The 15,815-nt window shown below is 61.3% G+C and carries 14 protein-coding genes; 4 read left to right on the forward strand and 10 right to left on the reverse strand.

Translation table 11 applies throughout. The annotated features are described in order from the left end of the window. Positions 1–3: 3 nt before the first annotated feature. From INQ48_42800 to INQ48_42815, 4 genes are all read left to right on the forward strand, one after another. The gene (locus INQ48_42800) at positions 4–1,302 is read left to right on the forward strand and encodes an MFS transporter (protein ID QRF63368.1); all 1,299 of its coding nucleotides are present in this window, start codon (positions 4–6) and stop codon (positions 1,300–1,302) included. A 278-nt stretch (positions 1,303–1,580) separates the two neighbouring features. Beyond that, positions 1,581–2,720, forward strand: a complete 1,140-nt coding sequence (locus INQ48_42805; GenBank protein QRF63369.1) for an FAD-binding oxidoreductase — start codon at positions 1,581–1,583, stop codon at positions 2,718–2,720. 108 nt (positions 2,721–2,828) lie between these two features. After that, on the forward strand, positions 2,829–4,169 hold the full coding sequence (locus tag INQ48_42810) for a beta-lactamase family protein (protein QRF63370.1): 1,341 nt from the start codon (positions 2,829–2,831) through the stop codon (positions 4,167–4,169). An 8-nt stretch (positions 4,170–4,177) separates the two neighbouring features. After that, positions 4,178–6,208 carry a S9 family peptidase gene (locus INQ48_42815; GenBank protein QRF63371.1) on the forward strand — a complete coding sequence of 677 codons (2,031 nt, stop codon included), beginning with the start codon at positions 4,178–4,180 and terminating at the stop codon, positions 6,206–6,208. Positions 6,209–7,392: 1,184 nt separating this feature from the next. Here INQ48_42815 and INQ48_42820 read toward each other — a convergent pair. From INQ48_42820 to INQ48_42865, 10 genes are all read right to left on the reverse strand, one after another. Then, entirely contained in the window at positions 7,393–7,965 is a 573-nt protein-coding gene (locus INQ48_42820; GenBank protein ID QRF63372.1) for a DUF308 domain-containing protein, read from the reverse strand. Between the two features lie 134 nt (positions 7,966–8,099). Beyond that, positions 8,100–8,876, reverse strand: a complete 777-nt coding sequence (locus INQ48_42825; protein ID QRF63373.1) for a molybdopterin-binding protein — start codon at positions 8,874–8,876, stop codon at positions 8,100–8,102. Next, complete coding sequence (locus INQ48_42830; GenBank protein QRF63374.1) at positions 8,873–9,739, reverse strand: cytochrome b/b6 domain-containing protein; 867 nt, start codon at positions 9,737–9,739, stop codon at positions 8,873–8,875. Before INQ48_42830 ends, INQ48_42825 begins: the two co-directional genes overlap by 4 nt. A gap of 46 nt (positions 9,740–9,785) precedes the next feature. Next, positions 9,786–10,418, reverse strand: a complete 633-nt coding sequence (locus tag INQ48_42835; GenBank protein QRF63375.1) for a hypothetical protein — start codon at positions 10,416–10,418, stop codon at positions 9,786–9,788. Between the two features lie 156 nt (positions 10,419–10,574). Then, positions 10,575–11,174, reverse strand: a complete 600-nt coding sequence (locus tag INQ48_42840) for a TetR/AcrR family transcriptional regulator (GenBank protein QRF63376.1) — start codon at positions 11,172–11,174, stop codon at positions 10,575–10,577. A gap of 186 nt (positions 11,175–11,360) precedes the next feature. Continuing rightward, entirely contained in the window at positions 11,361–11,816 is a 456-nt protein-coding gene (locus tag INQ48_42845; protein QRF63377.1) for a RidA family protein, read from the reverse strand. A 208-nt stretch (positions 11,817–12,024) separates the two neighbouring features. Further along, a complete protein-coding gene (locus INQ48_42850; GenBank protein QRF63427.1) occupies positions 12,025–12,789 on the reverse strand; it encodes an ABC transporter ATP-binding protein in 765 nt (254 codons plus the stop codon). Between the two features lie 13 nt (positions 12,790–12,802). After that, positions 12,803–13,579, reverse strand: a complete 777-nt coding sequence (locus INQ48_42855; GenBank protein ID QRF63378.1) for an ABC transporter ATP-binding protein — start codon at positions 13,577–13,579, stop codon at positions 12,803–12,805. 17 nt (positions 13,580–13,596) lie between these two features. After that, entirely contained in the window at positions 13,597–14,805 is a 1,209-nt protein-coding gene (locus INQ48_42860; GenBank protein QRF63379.1) for an ABC transporter ATP-binding protein, read from the reverse strand. Between the two features lie 14 nt (positions 14,806–14,819). After that, on the reverse strand, positions 14,820–15,749 hold the full coding sequence (locus INQ48_42865; protein QRF63380.1) for a branched-chain amino acid ABC transporter permease: 930 nt from the start codon (positions 15,747–15,749) through the stop codon (positions 14,820–14,822). Between the last annotated feature and the right edge of the window lie 66 nt (positions 15,750–15,815).

A 15,815-nucleotide genomic window follows, 5' to 3' on the forward strand; every position in this document is an offset into this window, starting at 1 on the left:
ATCATGCGTGAAAAGCTGGGATATCCAAGCCTCGGGCGGGCGCGCTATGCCCAATACGTTCTTGGGGCGATCGCGCTGCTTTCGACAATGGATATTGGGATCGTTGCGCTTCTGCTGGAGCCGATCAAACATGATCTAGCTCTCACAGACGTGCAAGCGGGTATCGCGAATTCCACGAGCTACGCGGCGGCTTACGGTCTCTTGAGCTTGCCAATGGGCTTGCTGGTTGACCGGATGAATCGGGTCAGACTGGTGTTCGTGGCCATGCTAATCTGGTGCGTCTCGCTGGGGCTTGCAGCATCGGCGACGGGGTTCTGGACCTTGGCACTGGCCAAGGCCACCATGGGCACCGCCACGGCCGTATTGCTTCCTGCGGCTCTTTCGCTCTTCGGGGACTATTTCGCCCCCGATCGACGCGCCTCCGCGACAGCAACTTATCCGCTTGGCCAGATATTGGGCTCGGCAGCGGCGGTACTGATCGGTGGATTGGGCTTCGATGCGCTCAGCAGGATCCATGCTGCGGATTCGCACGCGCTGGGTGGTATGACGCCTTGGCGTGCCGTCTTCGCGCTAGCGGCGATCATGGCGACGCCGATCATGGGATTGATCCTCTTCATGCGCGAGCCAAAACGTATGGAGGTCCGCGAACAGGGCAGGGCCACTTGGCATGAGCTCTGGGCTTACCGGGATTTTCTCTGTCCGTTATTGATCAGCGTGGTGTTCCTGAGCGGTTTGTCCAGCAGTGTGGCGACTTGGGGGGCGCCTGCCCTTATGCGCCTGTATGGTCAGCAGCCGGGCGATTTTGCAGGTTGGTTTGCCGCCGTGACACTCGGCGCCGGCATCGTGGGAGTGACAGCTTCTGGACGTCTGGTGGATTGGGCGCGGCGCAATGGCGACTACTCGGCCGTCATGCTGCCTGCAGCCGTCGCTGCATTGGTATGCGCGCCAGCTTCCACCATGGCGCTCGCTTCCAACGTCAAACTGTTCGCGGTTGGAATGACCATCTTTCAATTGGCGGCTGCGGTAGCTATCGTCGTACCGGTGATCGCCATCAACTTTCGTATTCCTAATGAACTCCGCGGGCGAACGTTCGGCCTTTACGTCATTGCCGCAGCGATCGGCGGCAGCTTGGCCGCACCAACCGTCGCGACGCTGAGCAAGTTTCTAGGCGGCGAAGCTATGTTGGGTCGTGCTATGGCTGGCGTAGGTGTGCCACTCGCCCTGCTTGCGGCCCTTTGCCTGGCAATGACGCTCCGCTCTAGCCGAAAGGGTCCCGCCCAGGCGGTTTCTGCGATGTCGTAACAGAGCTTGGTGTCTGCGACCGCAAGAGAGGCTGCTAGCTCCATTGTGGACAGCGCAAGTAGCAGGCAACGAATTACCCATGCCTGGCTCGAGAGGCCCGACGGGCGCTGCAGCGGTGTGGCGCCGGCAGCGCCTTCCAGGTAAGGAGCCAATAGTGAGCGCCCTCGAACGGAGCAAAACAGGGGCGACAGACACCCGAAAAGTCGCGTCGGAAAGATAATTGCCAGATCGGAATATTTATTTCATATAGTCCAAGTATTGCAATCGATGGGATAGTGATGAGTCAAGTCAGAGAAGTAGATTTCATTGTGATTGGCGCTGGCATCGCAGGGGCCTCGGCGGCCGCTCATCTGGCCGCACAGGGAGCGGTGCTACTGGTGGAGGCCGAGGACCATCCCGGCTATCACTCCACTGGCCGTTCGGCGGCACTCATTTCGGAGACCTACGGTAGCGCAGCCGTGCGGCGTCTCACCAGTGCCAGCCGCAGCTTCCTATTCGAGCCACCTGCCGGGTTTGCGGCGAACCCGTTGGTGACCCCGCGGGAGACGCTGTATTTCGGCACGGTCGACCAATTGGATTTGCTGGAGCGCTTTCGCCAGGATCCCGATGTTGCGGGCAGAACGGTGATGCTGTCGGCCTCGCAGGCGCACGAGCGCGTGCCCGCGTTTCGCGGCGACTACCTGGGCGGGGCGGTGCTGGAAACCGGTTCGGCCGATATCGACGTCGACGCGCTGCATCAAGGTTTTCTGCGCCAGGCACGCGCTCAGGGCGCGGAGATGTTGACGGGCGCAAGGATCGAAGAACTTTCTCACGTCGACGGTCGCTGGCAGCTTATTACGCGACAGGGGCGTTTCAGCGCGCCGGTGGTCGTCAATGCCGCAGGCGCATGGGGCGATGAAGTGGCGCGCAGTGCCGGCGTCGCACCGCTTGGCTTGCAACCCAAGCGCCGCACCGCTGCGCTCATCGAGGTGCCGGGCGGTCTGGATGCCGCGCGCTGGCCTGCGGCCATCGCGATCGACGAAAGCTTCTATTTCAAGCCGGATGCCGGCCTGCTGCTGATCTCACCGGCGGATGAGACCGATTCACCACCCTGCGACGCGCAGCCGGAGGAGCTCGACGTGGCCATTGCCGTGGACCGGTTCGAACAGGCAACGAGCGCACAGGTTCGCCGGGTCTCACACAGTTGGGCAGGGCTGCGCGTCTTCAGTCAGGACCGCACGCCGGTGGCGGGCTTCGATTCCGTCGCGGAAGGCTTCTTCTGGCTGGTCGGGCAAGGTGGCTACGGCATTCAAACCGCTGTGGCGCTTGGCCGATTGACCGCAACGCTTTGCGCCAGCGGCAAGCTGCCGTCAGATCTCATAGACATCGGACTGGAAGAGCAAATGCTTTCGCCCGCCCGCTTCAGCACCGCCCGCTGAATTCCAGGATCCACCAGGCTGTTCAGACTGCGGCTCTGATACTCGCGAATCGACCGCTCCTCAACCCGCTCTGGACACTGATTGCAAACGACTTGAAAGGACATTGAAATGAGCACCGATTTCGCCGCCGTTATCGCAGACATCACGGGAAGTGGAGAAGTGACTGGCGCATCCTTCGCCCTATGGGATGGCGGTCAGATGCACCAAGCTGTTGGCGGCCTGCGCAACAGCGTGACCGGTGATCCGGTAACGCTCGACACGCTGATGCACATCGGGTCCATCACCAAGGTGCTGAACGCTACCCTTTTCATGCAGTTGGTCGATGATGGGCTGATTGAGCTCGACGATCTCGTGAGCAAGCATCTGCCCGAATTGCGACTGGGCGAGCCGGAAGCTCTTTCTAAGATTACCTGCCGGATGCTCATCAACCACACCAATGGCATCGACTATGACTGCCCAGCCTACCGAGGTTTCGACGAACAGCGCATCGACGATGCGATCGAGGATTGCGCGTCCAAGCAGCAGCTTCACCCGCCGGGCGAAGCGACGGCCTATTCGAATATCGGCACGGTCATCGCCGGCCACATCGCACAGAAGCTTCGGGGCGAGGGCTGGTACAGTCTGATCAAGTCGCGCGTTTTCGAGCCGCTCGGTCTTCATCATTCGTTGGCCGACATTACCGAACTTCCGCGGTTCCGCGTCAGCGTTGGTGATCAGGTCAATGAAGAGGGCAAGCTCGTTCAGAGCACCAAGCCGTTCCTGCCGTTGAGCTTTGCCCCGGCTGGGGCCACGGTCATGATGACGGCGACCGATCTCGTGACGTTCGCTCGCGCATTGATCAACGGCGGCGTTGGTCCCAACGGGGTTCGTATCCTGTCGGAAGCTAGCGCATCTCTCATGGCCGAGGAGACGACTGGGTTCATCTCCCCTCACACGTGGCGCGTGGGCCTGGGCTGGATGATACTGTCTGGGGGCGTGCTTTTTCACGGTGGGGGCGGCCCCGGCGTCTGTTCCTCGCTCTACGCCCATCCTGAAAGTGGTAAGGCGTTCGCTCTTCTCACCAACTGTTCGAAGTATGGAGTCTTCGATACCCGGCTCATTGATCCGATCCTTGAGGGCTGGGGTTCGACGGTGGAACCTCTGGCACCGGTCGAAGGGGAGGTGGAACTCGCGCCTTACGAGGGAAGTTTCGAGAACCAGCTTTTTCGGTTCGATATCTATCGCGAAGGCAGCGAGCTGCTGGCCAGGATGGTTGCGAGGCAAGACGTCTATGAAGTCGACAACGCACAGGCGCCGGTCTTCCAGCTGAAGCGTGTTGGCGACCACCTCTTCCAGATGAAGCTCAACGGTGTGGCGCATCCGTTTCCCATGGCCTTTGTCAACCCTGACGCAACGGGGAAGATGCAGCGTCTGGGATCGATGGTTCGAATCTTCAACCGCGTGTCCTGAGGCGGCGAGTGCAGGGCGATTTTCGTGATCATCGGCTTTACATCGAAGCCGAGCGGCTGACAAACGCATGGTTGCGACCTGGCAGCGGAGAGGCATCCAGCCTGATCCAACTGTCGGCGAGCCCTGACGGCTCCAGAGCCGCCGCCGCCGCTGTGGTTTGCGAGGCACTCGAAGGGCTACCGTCGACTCGGATCGCGCTGATCGAACTCGACTCCGGTGCCATCGAGATTGTCACGTATGGTCCGCACTCGGACAGTTGCCCTCAGTGGTCGCCCGATGGCCGCTCTATCGCATTCCTGTCGGATCGAGAGCAGGCGCATGTGAACAGGTTGCGCATCCTCGATGTGGGGAGCCGCACTGATCGTGCCTGCCCGGAGGTCGACGGTTTCGTCGAATCGGCGCAATGGTCTGCCGACGGCAGGTTTGTACTGCTGTGTGTTGCCGGCTTCGGATCCGATCTTGCTGGGGCGCAGGGCGCTGTCGCGCTTAACCAACATCGTGAGGACCAAACACAAGCCGACTGGGCGCCTGTGGTCGAAGGCGCGCCAGAGGCGTCACCCTGGCGCAGCGCATGGATCTATGACGTCGCGGCGGAGCGTATGCGTCGAATCACTTGGCCTGGCGTCAATGTCTGGCAGGCGAGTTGGGCCGGTCCCGACCACATCGTCGCGCTCTGCTCAGATCAGCCGGAAGAAACTTGGTGGTATTCGGCCGACGTTCGCCTGGTAGGGGTCGTAGACGGTCACGTCCAAACCTTGTTCAAGCCCAAGGACCAGCTCAATTGCGTTGTTGCGGCGCCGTCTGGCCGTACGGTCGCAGTGATCGAGGCTGTCTGCAGCGACCGAAACCTCGTTGCCGGTGATCTGCGACTGATCGACGTCGCGAGCGCATCGGTCACGCGGCCAGCGACGCTCGGTGCCGATGTCACTCAGCTGATCTGGCGTGACGAGGACACCCTGCTTCTCGGTGCTTCTCAAGGACCCGACCATGTCGTCGGTCTGTACGAGCGACGTACTGGCGCGGTACGCGAGTTGTGGCGCGACAGCCTGCGCCAGCCGTGCGGCTCGATTTTTCCGGAGATAGCGCCGCTCGGGCGCAAGCACGAGGATTTTCTGTTTCTCGTCGAATCCTTCTTCGATGCGCCAATGTTGATTGCCTTCGAAGATGGTAGCGAACGCTCGATCCGCGACTTCGGAACGCCCGAACTCGATACGCTCGTCAAGGCGCTCGAGGTTGGCGCGCAAGACTTCGTCTGGACGGCGCCTGACGGGCTGGCACTGCACGGCTGGCTACTCACTCCCAGGGGCGTCGGGCCTCATCCCCTCGTCATGCAGGTCCACGGCGGTCCTGTCTGGCATGTCCGTCCCCAATATCTGGGTCGCTCGGCGCTCCAGCAGCTCGCCCTCGCAGCGGGATATGCACTGTTCCTTCCAAATCCGCGCGGATCCAGCGGGCGCGGTCAGAACTTCGCTCGTCTAGTGTTCGGCGACATGGGAGGAGCCGATACCTACGACTATCTGTCGGCCCTCGATGCGCTCGAATCTCAGGGCGTGATCGATCCCGAGAGGATTGGCGTCATGGGCAACAGCTATGGCGGGTACATCACATCCTGGCTCATCACCCAAGACCAGCGCTTCGCCGCGGCCGTGCCGATGGCACCGGTCACCCACTGGGTCAGCCAGCACTTGACCTGCAACGTGCCAACTTTCTGCCAACTCTTTCTCAGAGACAAGCTTGATGACCCGCAAGGCCAGTACTTCACGCGCAGCCCGATCCACTACGCCGAGCGCGTGAGAACGCCGACGTTGCACATCTGCGGCGCGCTTGACAAGATCACTCCCGCTGGCCAAGCGCTGGAGTTTCATCGAGCGTTGCAACTGGGCGCCACTGTGGAGAGCGTGCTGCTTACTTACCCGAAGGAAGGCCATGGCATCCGTCACATGCCGGCAATTTTCGACTTTACTGCGCGGGTCGTGTCCTGGTTCCAAAAGCACATGCCGGGGAATTCGAACCGGCCGAACGACCTGGATACTTTCTAGAACGCAGCCGGCTGCCGATGGCGAATGATCCAGTTGCAGAGGATCTATGCCGCTCCGTGGGATCTTTGTTCGGACAATATGACCGATGGGCCGCTCGGTGAAGGCCTGAGGGCGATCGCTTCTTTCCAAGTCCCACCCCCGTCAGGGCGCGATCCGTATGTGGTCCGTTGGAAGTAGCGCTCTCGTAGTGTCGAGCCAATCGGATCAAACTTGCGACGCAACTGAAAATCGTCCGACCTCATCTCCTTGGTAAGCGCATTCTCATAACCCTTTCGACGGGGCGGCTCAGACGTCCACGACATGGCGCAATAGGCCGAAGGCCGCGCCAGTTCGTGCCATCGCCCGGATCGATGGTTGCAGTGCGATGCTTGATAAGCACGACGACACTCACCACGTCGTTGAGGTACTTGTCCTCAAAGGCCACCTTCTCACTACATCGAGATCGATGCGGCTGGCTTCCGGCGTAGATGGCGGGGCGGGTTATGACGCCAATGGTAGATGAGCATTGGCTGTCATCAATCCGAATATTGTCTCAGTCACGAGCGAGTCGTGACCGAGCGTGGTTCGCCACAATTTTTCTCAGAGCTTCGGAATCAATGCCTGGTCGCCACGGCTGACCCATCAGGGATGCAATGTTCCCGCCGACCAGGCATCGCAGGATTTCGAGAACTATGTTTGGTGACACCGCTTGCATATGCCGTGCGCCGCCCACCTTCAGATTCTCTAGAACGACGTATCCGTCGCAACAGATGGAGATGCACCACTCGCAAGCGTGTGTTACTGAGACACAAGGTGGGTCGGACGTGAGGGAAGCTTGTTCCAATTCTTGCAGCAAGGAGAGGAAGTCTGCGCTGGATTTCCCTATGCTGGAGCCACCATCGAGGTGAGTGAGGCGATATCTGGGTGTTGACGGATTCGAGTAGCTCGGTAGCGACCGCGGAGGGAGTGCCTTTCCGCCATGCAAGGAAGGTAGGTGAAGTGGTTCGGCGGTCATTTCAGATTAATGAAAACTTCACGCCACCGGTCGACCTTCTGCAATCTACGTCGTACCTGATACGCCGCCTCTCGCGCATCTTGACGCGAGATTCGTGGCAGCACGGGGCAGCACGGGGCAGCACGAGGCAGCACGGGGTAGCACGAGGCAGCACGGGGTAGCAGGCACGACACCATGCAGCTTGAGTGGTTCACTTTCGCCGTGCGTCCGAGATCGCAAGGGAGATCGCCGAGATCAGAAAGTAGAACGCACCGAAGGCGGCATAAGGGGCAACATCAGCAATGGAGGGTGACTTCGTCCCATCGGCCTGATAGATGAGGAAGCCGCCTGCAAGCATGGATTGCGCGCCACTAAGAATCATGGGCCACTGGGCGCCATACGACTTCCATCGATGCGCTGCGGTGGCTAGTTGAAGAGCCCCGGAGAATATAGCCCAAGCACCGAATACGCCGAGGACGGCATACATGCTCCATCCGAGGGTGATCGCGACGGCCACAGTCGCAAGGGCACTGACGGCAACATTGGTCTTTTGGGTGGGATTGTTCCGCAGCCCGCCGCTGCGCTGAGCATCAGCCAAGGTGGCGACCGCGTCCCATGCCGGATAAATCACGAGGAGCAGCGCGGCAGCCATCGAGGATTGCTTGCCGATGGTGAACGCAGCTGCAACCCAAGCCACAGAGAATGCGGCCCTTGCAAAATAGTAGCGCTTCAGCCAGTGGTTTTGTGGTGTGGACGTCAAGGATTGGAATGCGGTTGGGTTCATTTCGATAGTGCTTTCAATGGAGAGATTAGATGAGCGCCTTAGGCTTCATCGTGTTGAGCTTGGATAGGGTAGTGCGGCGGCAGGATCTCGAATACGAGCAATCGCCGATGCGTGTTATTGAAGGGGACTGAAAGTCAAATTCCAGCGTACCATTCATAGCCGCGGTCCTCCCAAAATCCTCCTTTGCCACCATACAGAGCTCCGTACGAGTCCACAACCTCGATGCGCATCAGGTACTTCGCATGCTTGTAGCCCAGTTGGCGTTCTACCCTTAACCTGAGGGGCGCGCCATGCGCAACAGGTAGATTTTCGCCGTTCATGCCATAGGCCAAGATCGTCTGAGGGTGATAGGCATCGATCAGGTCAATGCTTTCGTAATATCGACCGCTGCCGTCAAGCGCTTTTTCCAGGTCGTCCGCACAGTGGAGCACCACATAGCGAGCTCCCGGTTTTAGGCCTGCGGCGTCCAGGACGTACGCAAGAGGTACGCCCTCCCACTTGCCAATGGCGCTCCATCCTTCGACGCAGTCGTGGCGCGTGATCTGAGTTCGTGAGGGCAAACGTTTCAACTCGGCGAGAGACAGGCTTCCAGGGCGTCGAACCAAGCCGTCTACCTGAAGCCGCCAGTCCTTGAACTCTCCTTCGAGGAGGCGGGCGTACTCAGTCGAGTCTGGCATCTGAGTGCCGTTGGCGCGAAACACAGGCGAGATGTCTGCTTCCGCATATTCTCGTGCCAGTGCTTTTCTGGAAACAAGAACTCTCTGGCTCGCCAGCGTCAGCTTTTCGGTATGACGAAGCACAGCGTCCACACCTGTGTCTTCAGCCAGGCGGTCGCAGCCGCTCAATGCAAAAGCACCTGCTCCGGAGGCCAACCCCATCAGGAAATTTCGGCGCGAAGGGAGTCGTGTCATTTTTTCAATCCATCCTCGGCAATGGCGTACCGACCAGTCAACATGGAGCGCAGGTTGTTCCAGAGACCCGAAGCGATCACCATTGCGACATGCACGGCGACAAAAGACACTAGCAAGAATGCAGTAATGAAGTGAATGGTTCGAGCGGAGGGGCGCCCGCCAAATGAGTCGGGTAGGACGTGGAAGGCGGCATCGAGGCCGGGTGACATCGTCAGCCCCGTCAGCACCATCAGTGGAAGCAAGCCAAACACCACCGCGATGTAGCTGAGCTTTTGGAGCGCGTTGTATCGCCGTGCCGTTTCACCGCGTGCGAAGCGTAGAGCGGCATGGTCGAGAATCTCCTGCCACAAGTGGCGTGGGGCAAGCTGGGCTTTGCTCGGCAGAAGATCACGGCGGAAATGCCCGCGCCATAGACCATGGGCCAGGTAGATCAAGCCGTTGAGTACAAGCAGCCACGCGAAGAAGAAATGCCAGCGCCTGCCGGCTCCGAGATCGTGGTAGGAGGGAATGGTGAGCCAAGCGGGAAAGGCTCTTGCGGTGTTACTCCCGTTTTCGTTCGAAACGCCTAGGAAGCCGGTGGTGTCAAGTTGCATCGGGCCGACCTGGAGAAATCCTCGAGGCGCGCTTACCGTCTGCCTACTATCGATTGCGATGAAGGCGGCATCGGAATCCGCGCCGTACTTTCCCCAATACAGCCGCGGATGCGCATTGAAGATTTGCAATCCGCTCAGCAGCAGAAACGAGAGGCACAACGCGTTAAGCCAATGCGTCATGCGAACAGTCGCGGAATGGCGGTGCATGAAGCGTCGAGGCTCACGGCTCTGCGTCGCCGCGGGAGAGGGGAGGGGAGATGAATCGGTCATAAGAGATCTGCTGGCCACCCAACAAGGTCGGCCAGCGCGGGGCTCCTTACATCGGCGGAACGACGCCGTCCTTGCCCACGATCAACTGGCCGGCCGACAGCCCCGCATCGGGGCCTTTTTCCGAGGGGACGAAGACGACCGCACCTGGCTTGACATCCTCGGGCGTAGCCGGGATCAAGGTAACGATCGGCGTTCCTTCAGGAATCGAGATCTTCTTTTCTTTGCCGTGATAGTTCACCGTCACGGTGCTTCCGTTGACGGATTTGACGGCATCGGCGACGGTGGCATTCGTCATGGTGCTGTTGGGCTTGAGGTCCCACCCATAGCTGCCTTCGCCCATGCCCTTGAGCTGGGGCGGCAGGATCAGAACTTCCAAGGCGCCATCTCCACCCTCCGATTTCGGAAGCGAGGCGATGCCCACGAAGTCTCCCGGCTTGATGTCACTGATGCTGGCCTTCGCTACCGCCGACGCTTTCCAGCCAGCCTTGAGCGTGATGGTCACCGCTTTTCCTTCGCGAGAATTGACCTGCAGGCGATCGCCGGTCAGGGAGACCACGGTGCCGCGTACGCGTACCTGGTCTGCGGGACCTGCGGCAAGGGCCGTCGTCAATGCACTCACGGCGATCAACACACTGGTTGCGCCGACGGCGAGAAGCTTGAAAGTCTTTGGGAATTGCATGTGGATCTCCATTGCGACAAGGCGTTGCGTTTAAGGGCGCGTCATTGAAGGTATCGGAGGCTGCGCCGCAGAGGCTTCCGGACCAGGTGAAACCTATCTACTAGTTGATAGTCGGGTTGTACAAAAAAAGGGGGAACCCCTGGCAGCGCGTGCTGATCAGTGTTGAGCGGCCGGCGCCAGCAACTGCTTCACGCCTTGCTGCACCACGGTTGCGAACGCATCGGCGTCGCCGTACACCCGGGCCGCCAACATCCCCCCGTGCACCGTGGCCATGAGGGCCATGGCCTCGGACTCCGCGTCACTTCGAAGTTTGAAAATCCCGCGGGCGGCACCTTCCTTCAAGACGTCCGCCAACCACCCTGTGAGGTCGAAAAAATGCCCCCTGACCTCATCGGCAACTTCTTGGGGGATCGCAGGGAGCTCCGAACCGAGCATCGCACAGATGCAAAAAGGGGCACTTCCGTCGCGGATGCACGTCTCCCAGTAGCCGGTGTACGCATGAATTCGAGCAAGTGGGTCGGGGACCTGCTTGGTCAAAGCTGCCAAGCCAACGCGGCCCTGCTTACGATACCGCCGTAGTACCGTTTGTACGAGCTCGGACTTGCTGGGGAAATGATGATGAATGCTCGCCTTGCTGATGTGCACTGCCTCCGAAATGTCGGCATAGCTGAAGCCGTTGTACCCCTTGGTTGCCAAGAGCGCCTGCGCGCACGCAGCGATTTCGGCTGCCTTGGGGGAGAGTTCGGGTACGTCCATATTTTTAGTCTATCTACTAGTTGGTCGATATGTCAAGTCGTCTAGCAGATTGCGATTGCAGCTGGTGTAGGGACCAGTTTCAGCTCCACGGCGCCAGACCGCCTCTCCGACAGTCACTGCTGGAACGAGCGGCTCGCGTTAAACGGCCCGTTGTTTCAGCCCCCCCGGGGCTCGGGTGTCTGAATTTCAGATCAGCTCTGCAACCAACTCAATCTCGACACACGCTCCCATGGGGAGTTGCTGCACGCCGAAAGTGCTGCATGTATGCGGACCCTTGCAGGCCAAGATTTCTTCGAGGATTTCGCTTGCGCCATTGATCACGACTTGGTGTTCCAGGAAATCTGGAGCCGAGTTGACATAGCCCGCGATCTTGACGATGCGTGCTATTCTATTGAGGTCTCCTGTAGCCTCATGCAGTGTGTAGACCAAGTCGACTGCAACCGAGCGTGCGGCCAAGTCCCCTTCGGCGGTGTCCAAGTCCGAGCCGATTTGGCCGGTCCAGGGAGCTCCTTTCCTCTTCGCAAAATGTCCGGATAAAAATATCAGGCTTCCGGCCAGTACGAAGGGAACAAATGCGGGCATGGGAGATGGTGGAGGAGGCGGGACAATACCGAGCCTCCTCATTCGTTCGTAGGCATTCATGTGACTGTCAAGGGACCTGGAAATAGCTGAGTTTTGCGGGGCTATCGCTGGCTGGTTCAATTCCCCGTCGCTCGGTTGACAGGATGTCGTCAGCGATCGGCACCGCAAGAACCTGGCTTCAGGTGCGTTCCAGTCATTCGGAATGTTCGGGTCGCTTGCGTGTCATATTGGATGCGACGCAGGCAAGTGCAATCGAATTGCGCATCTATCATTCACCCAGGTACGCCGCACGCACCTTCGGATCGCTCAGCAGCCCCTTGGCATCGCCCGACATGGTGATCAGGCCCGACTCCATCACGTAGCCGCGGTCGGCCAGCTGCAGCGCGCGATTGGCGTTCTGCTCGACCAGCAGGATGGTCACGCCCTGCGCGGCCACGGCCTGCACCACCTCGAAGATCTTGTCGCACATGATCGGCGACAGGCCCATGGTGGGTTCGTCCAGCAGCAGCACCTTGGGACGCGCCATCAGCGCGCGGCCCATGGCCAGCATCTGCTGCTCGCCGCCCGACATGGTGCCGGCCAACTGGTCCTTGCGCTCGCGCAGCCGCGGGAAGGTCACGAACACGCGCTCCATGTCGCTCGCGATGCCGGCCTTGTCCTTGCGGATGTAGGCGCCGATCTGCAGGTTCTCGGTGATCGTCATGCGCGTGAACACGCCGCGGCCCTCGGGCACCATCACCAGGCCCTCGCCCACCAGGTCCCAGGCGCCGCGGCCCTTGATGCTGCGGCCCAGGAACTCGATGTCGCCCGCGCCCGCGGGCAGCGTGCCGGTGATTGCCTTCATGGTGGTGGTCTTGCCGGCGCCGTTGGAGCCGATCAGCGAGACCAGCTCGCCCTCGCGCACCTCGAAGTCCACGCCCTTGACGGCCTGGATGCCGCCGTAGCCCACCTTCAGGCCGCTGACCTTGAGCAACACCTTGCCAGCGGCCTTGCGCTGCGAAGCGCCCGCCGCGACTTCCTCTTGGGTTTGCACTGCTGCGCTCATCTCAATGTCCTCCGGTGCCGAGGTAAGCCTCGATCACCTTTTCGTTCTTCTGTACGTCCGCCGGCGTGCCTTCGGCGATCTGCTTGCCGTAGTCGAGCACCGTGACGCGATCGCACAGGCCCATGATCAGCTTCACGTCGTGCTCGATGATCAGGATCGTGCGGTCGTCGCGGCGGATGCGGTCGATCAGCTCGCGCAGCTGGACCTTCTCGGTCATGTTCATGCCGGCCGCGGGCTCGTCCAGCGCGATGAGCTGCGGGTCGGTGGCCAGGGCGCGCGCGATCTCCAGGCGGCGCTGGTCGCCGTAGCTCAGGGTGCGCGCCTTGTAGTCGGCGAACTTGCCGATGCCCACGTAGTCGAGCAGTTCCTGCGCGCGTTGCGCAATGGCTTTCTCTTCGGCCTTGAAGGAACTGGTGCGCAGCATCGCGCCGACCACGCCGGAGCGGGTGCGGATGTGGCGACCGACCATCACGTTCTCGAGCGCCGTCATCTCGGCGAACAGGCGGATGTTCTGGAAGGTGCGCGCGATGCCGGCCTTGGCCACCTCGTGCACGGCCGTGGGCTGGTAGGGCTTGCCGGCGAGCTCGAAGCTGCCGCTGTCGGGCGTGTAGAGCCCGGTGATGACGTTGAAGAAGGTGGTCTTGCCGGCGCCGTTAGGGCCGATCAGGCCATAGACCTGGCCGCGCTGGATGGTGATGCCGACGTCGGACAGGGCCTGCAGGCCGCCGAAGCGCTTGGAGATGCCGCGAACGTCGAGGATGGTGTCTGCCTTGCTCATGGGATGCGTCTCCTCGCTCACGGATTGATCGACATGGGACGCGAGGCCGCACCGGGCAGCTCGTCGGCCGGGGTGTCGACGCCCGGTGCGTGGGTCTGCAGCGAGCCCGGCGCCACGGCGGCATGGGCCGGATCGACCGGCACGCCGCCCTTGCGCTGGAGCGTCTTGCCGTGCTCGGGCGAGGGCCACAGGCCGCGCGGGCGCACCAGCATGATGACGATCATGGCCAGCGCGATGAACAGCTGGCGCAGGATGGAAGCGTCGAGGCGCCCGTCGGTCAGCGCCTGCAGCGGGCCGGCGACATAGCGCAGCACCTCGGGCAGGGCCGCCAGCAGCACGGCACCCAGGATCACGCCGGGCAGGTGGCCGATGCCGCCGAGCACGACCATGGCGACGATCATCACCGACTCCATGAGGCTGAACGACTCGGGCGAGACGAAGCCCTGGAAGGCCGCGAACATGGAACCCGACACGCCGCCGAAGCTCGCGCCCATGCCGAAGGCCAGCAGCTTCATGTTGCGGGTGTTGATGCCCATCGCCTTGGCGGCGATCTCGTCCTCGCGGATCGCCATCCAGGCGCGGCCGATGCGCGAGACCTGCAGGCGGTGCGAGATCACGATGGTGACCACCACCAGTGCGAGGAACAGGTAGTAGTACAGCGTGACCGAGGAGATGGTGAAGCCGTCGAACTTCCAGGCCTTGCCCAGGTCCAGGCCCCAGAACTTGATCGAGTCGATCGAGGTGATGCCCTTGGGACCGTTCGTGATGTTGATCGGCTGGTCGAGGTTGTTCAGGAACACGCGGATGATTTCACCGAAGCCCAGCGTGACGATCGCGAGGTAGTCGCCGCGCAGCTTCAGCGTGGGCGCCCCCAGCAGCACGCCGAGCAGCGCCGCGAACACGAAGGCCAGCGGTATCACGATCAGCAGCGAGGTGTGCAGGCCGTTCGGGAAGGTGGCCTTGAACCACTCGAAGGTCTCCGACAGGTGGCCCGAGCCCATGAGGGCGTAGAGGTAGGCGCCGACCGCGAAGAAGGCGACGTAGCCCAGGTCGAGCAGGCCGGCGTAGCCGACCACGATGTTCAGGCCCAGTGCGAGCAGCACGTAGAGCAGTGCGATGTCGGCGATGCGCACCCAGGCGTTGCCCTGGCTTTGCAGCAGCAGCGGCAGCGCGAGCACGGCGATGACGCCGACCAGGTAGAGCGCGAGGTTCTTGCTGTTCTTCATGATGGCAAGCTCCTTCAGGCGCGATCGGCCACGCGTTCGCCGAGCAGGCCGGCCGGGCGCAGCGTGAGCATCACGATCAGCACGATGAACGCGAAGATGTCGCTGTAGTTGCTGCCGAGCACGCCACCGGTGAGGGTGCCGATGTAGCCCGAGCCGATGGCTTCGATGAGCCCCAGCAGCAGGCCGCCGACGACCGCGCCCGCGAGGTTGCCGATGCCGCCGAACACGGCCGCGGTGAAGGCCTTGAGGCCGGGCAAAAAGCCCATGGCGTGCTGCGCGATGCCGTAGTTGGAGGCGTACATGACGCCCGCGATGGCCGCGAGCACGGCACCGATGATGAAGGTGGCCGAGATGACCATGTCGGGGCGGATGCCCATCAGCGCGGCCACGCGCGGGTTCTCGGCGGTGGCGCGCATCGCGCGGCCGAGCTTCGTGTAATTGACCAGCCACATGAGGATGGCCAGCGAGACCGCGGTGACGCCGAGGATCATCACCTGCGTCGGCGAGATGACGGCGCCGGCGATGTGGATGGGGTCCGAGGGCAGCAGGGTCGGGTAGGCCTTGTTGGTGGGCTTCCAGATGATCATCGCCAGCGTCTGCAGCAGGATCGACATGCCGATGGCGGTGATCAGCGGTGCGAGCTTGGGCGAGTTGCGCAGCGGCCGGTAGGCGACCTTCTCGATCACGAAGTTCAGCGTGGCGGCGACGACGCACGCGATGACCAGCGCGATGATCAATATCAGCCAGCCCGGCGTGCCGGGCATCGACGACTGCATGAGCCCGATGATGGACCAGCTCGTGAGCGCCCCCACCATGAGCACTTCACCGTGCGCGAAATTGATCAGATTGATGATGCCGTACACCATGGTGTAGCCCAAGGCTATCAAGGCGTACATGCTGCCGAGAACCAGACCGTTGATGATCTGCTGTAAAAAATGATCCATATGTCTCCGACACATTTAGAGTGGGCTATTCCTGATGGCGCCCATTGCTGAGGAATCTTCTCTCCT

The organism is Variovorax paradoxus (assembly GCA_016806145.1).
Classification (GTDB): Bacteria; Pseudomonadota; Gammaproteobacteria; order Burkholderiales; family Burkholderiaceae_C; genus Variovorax.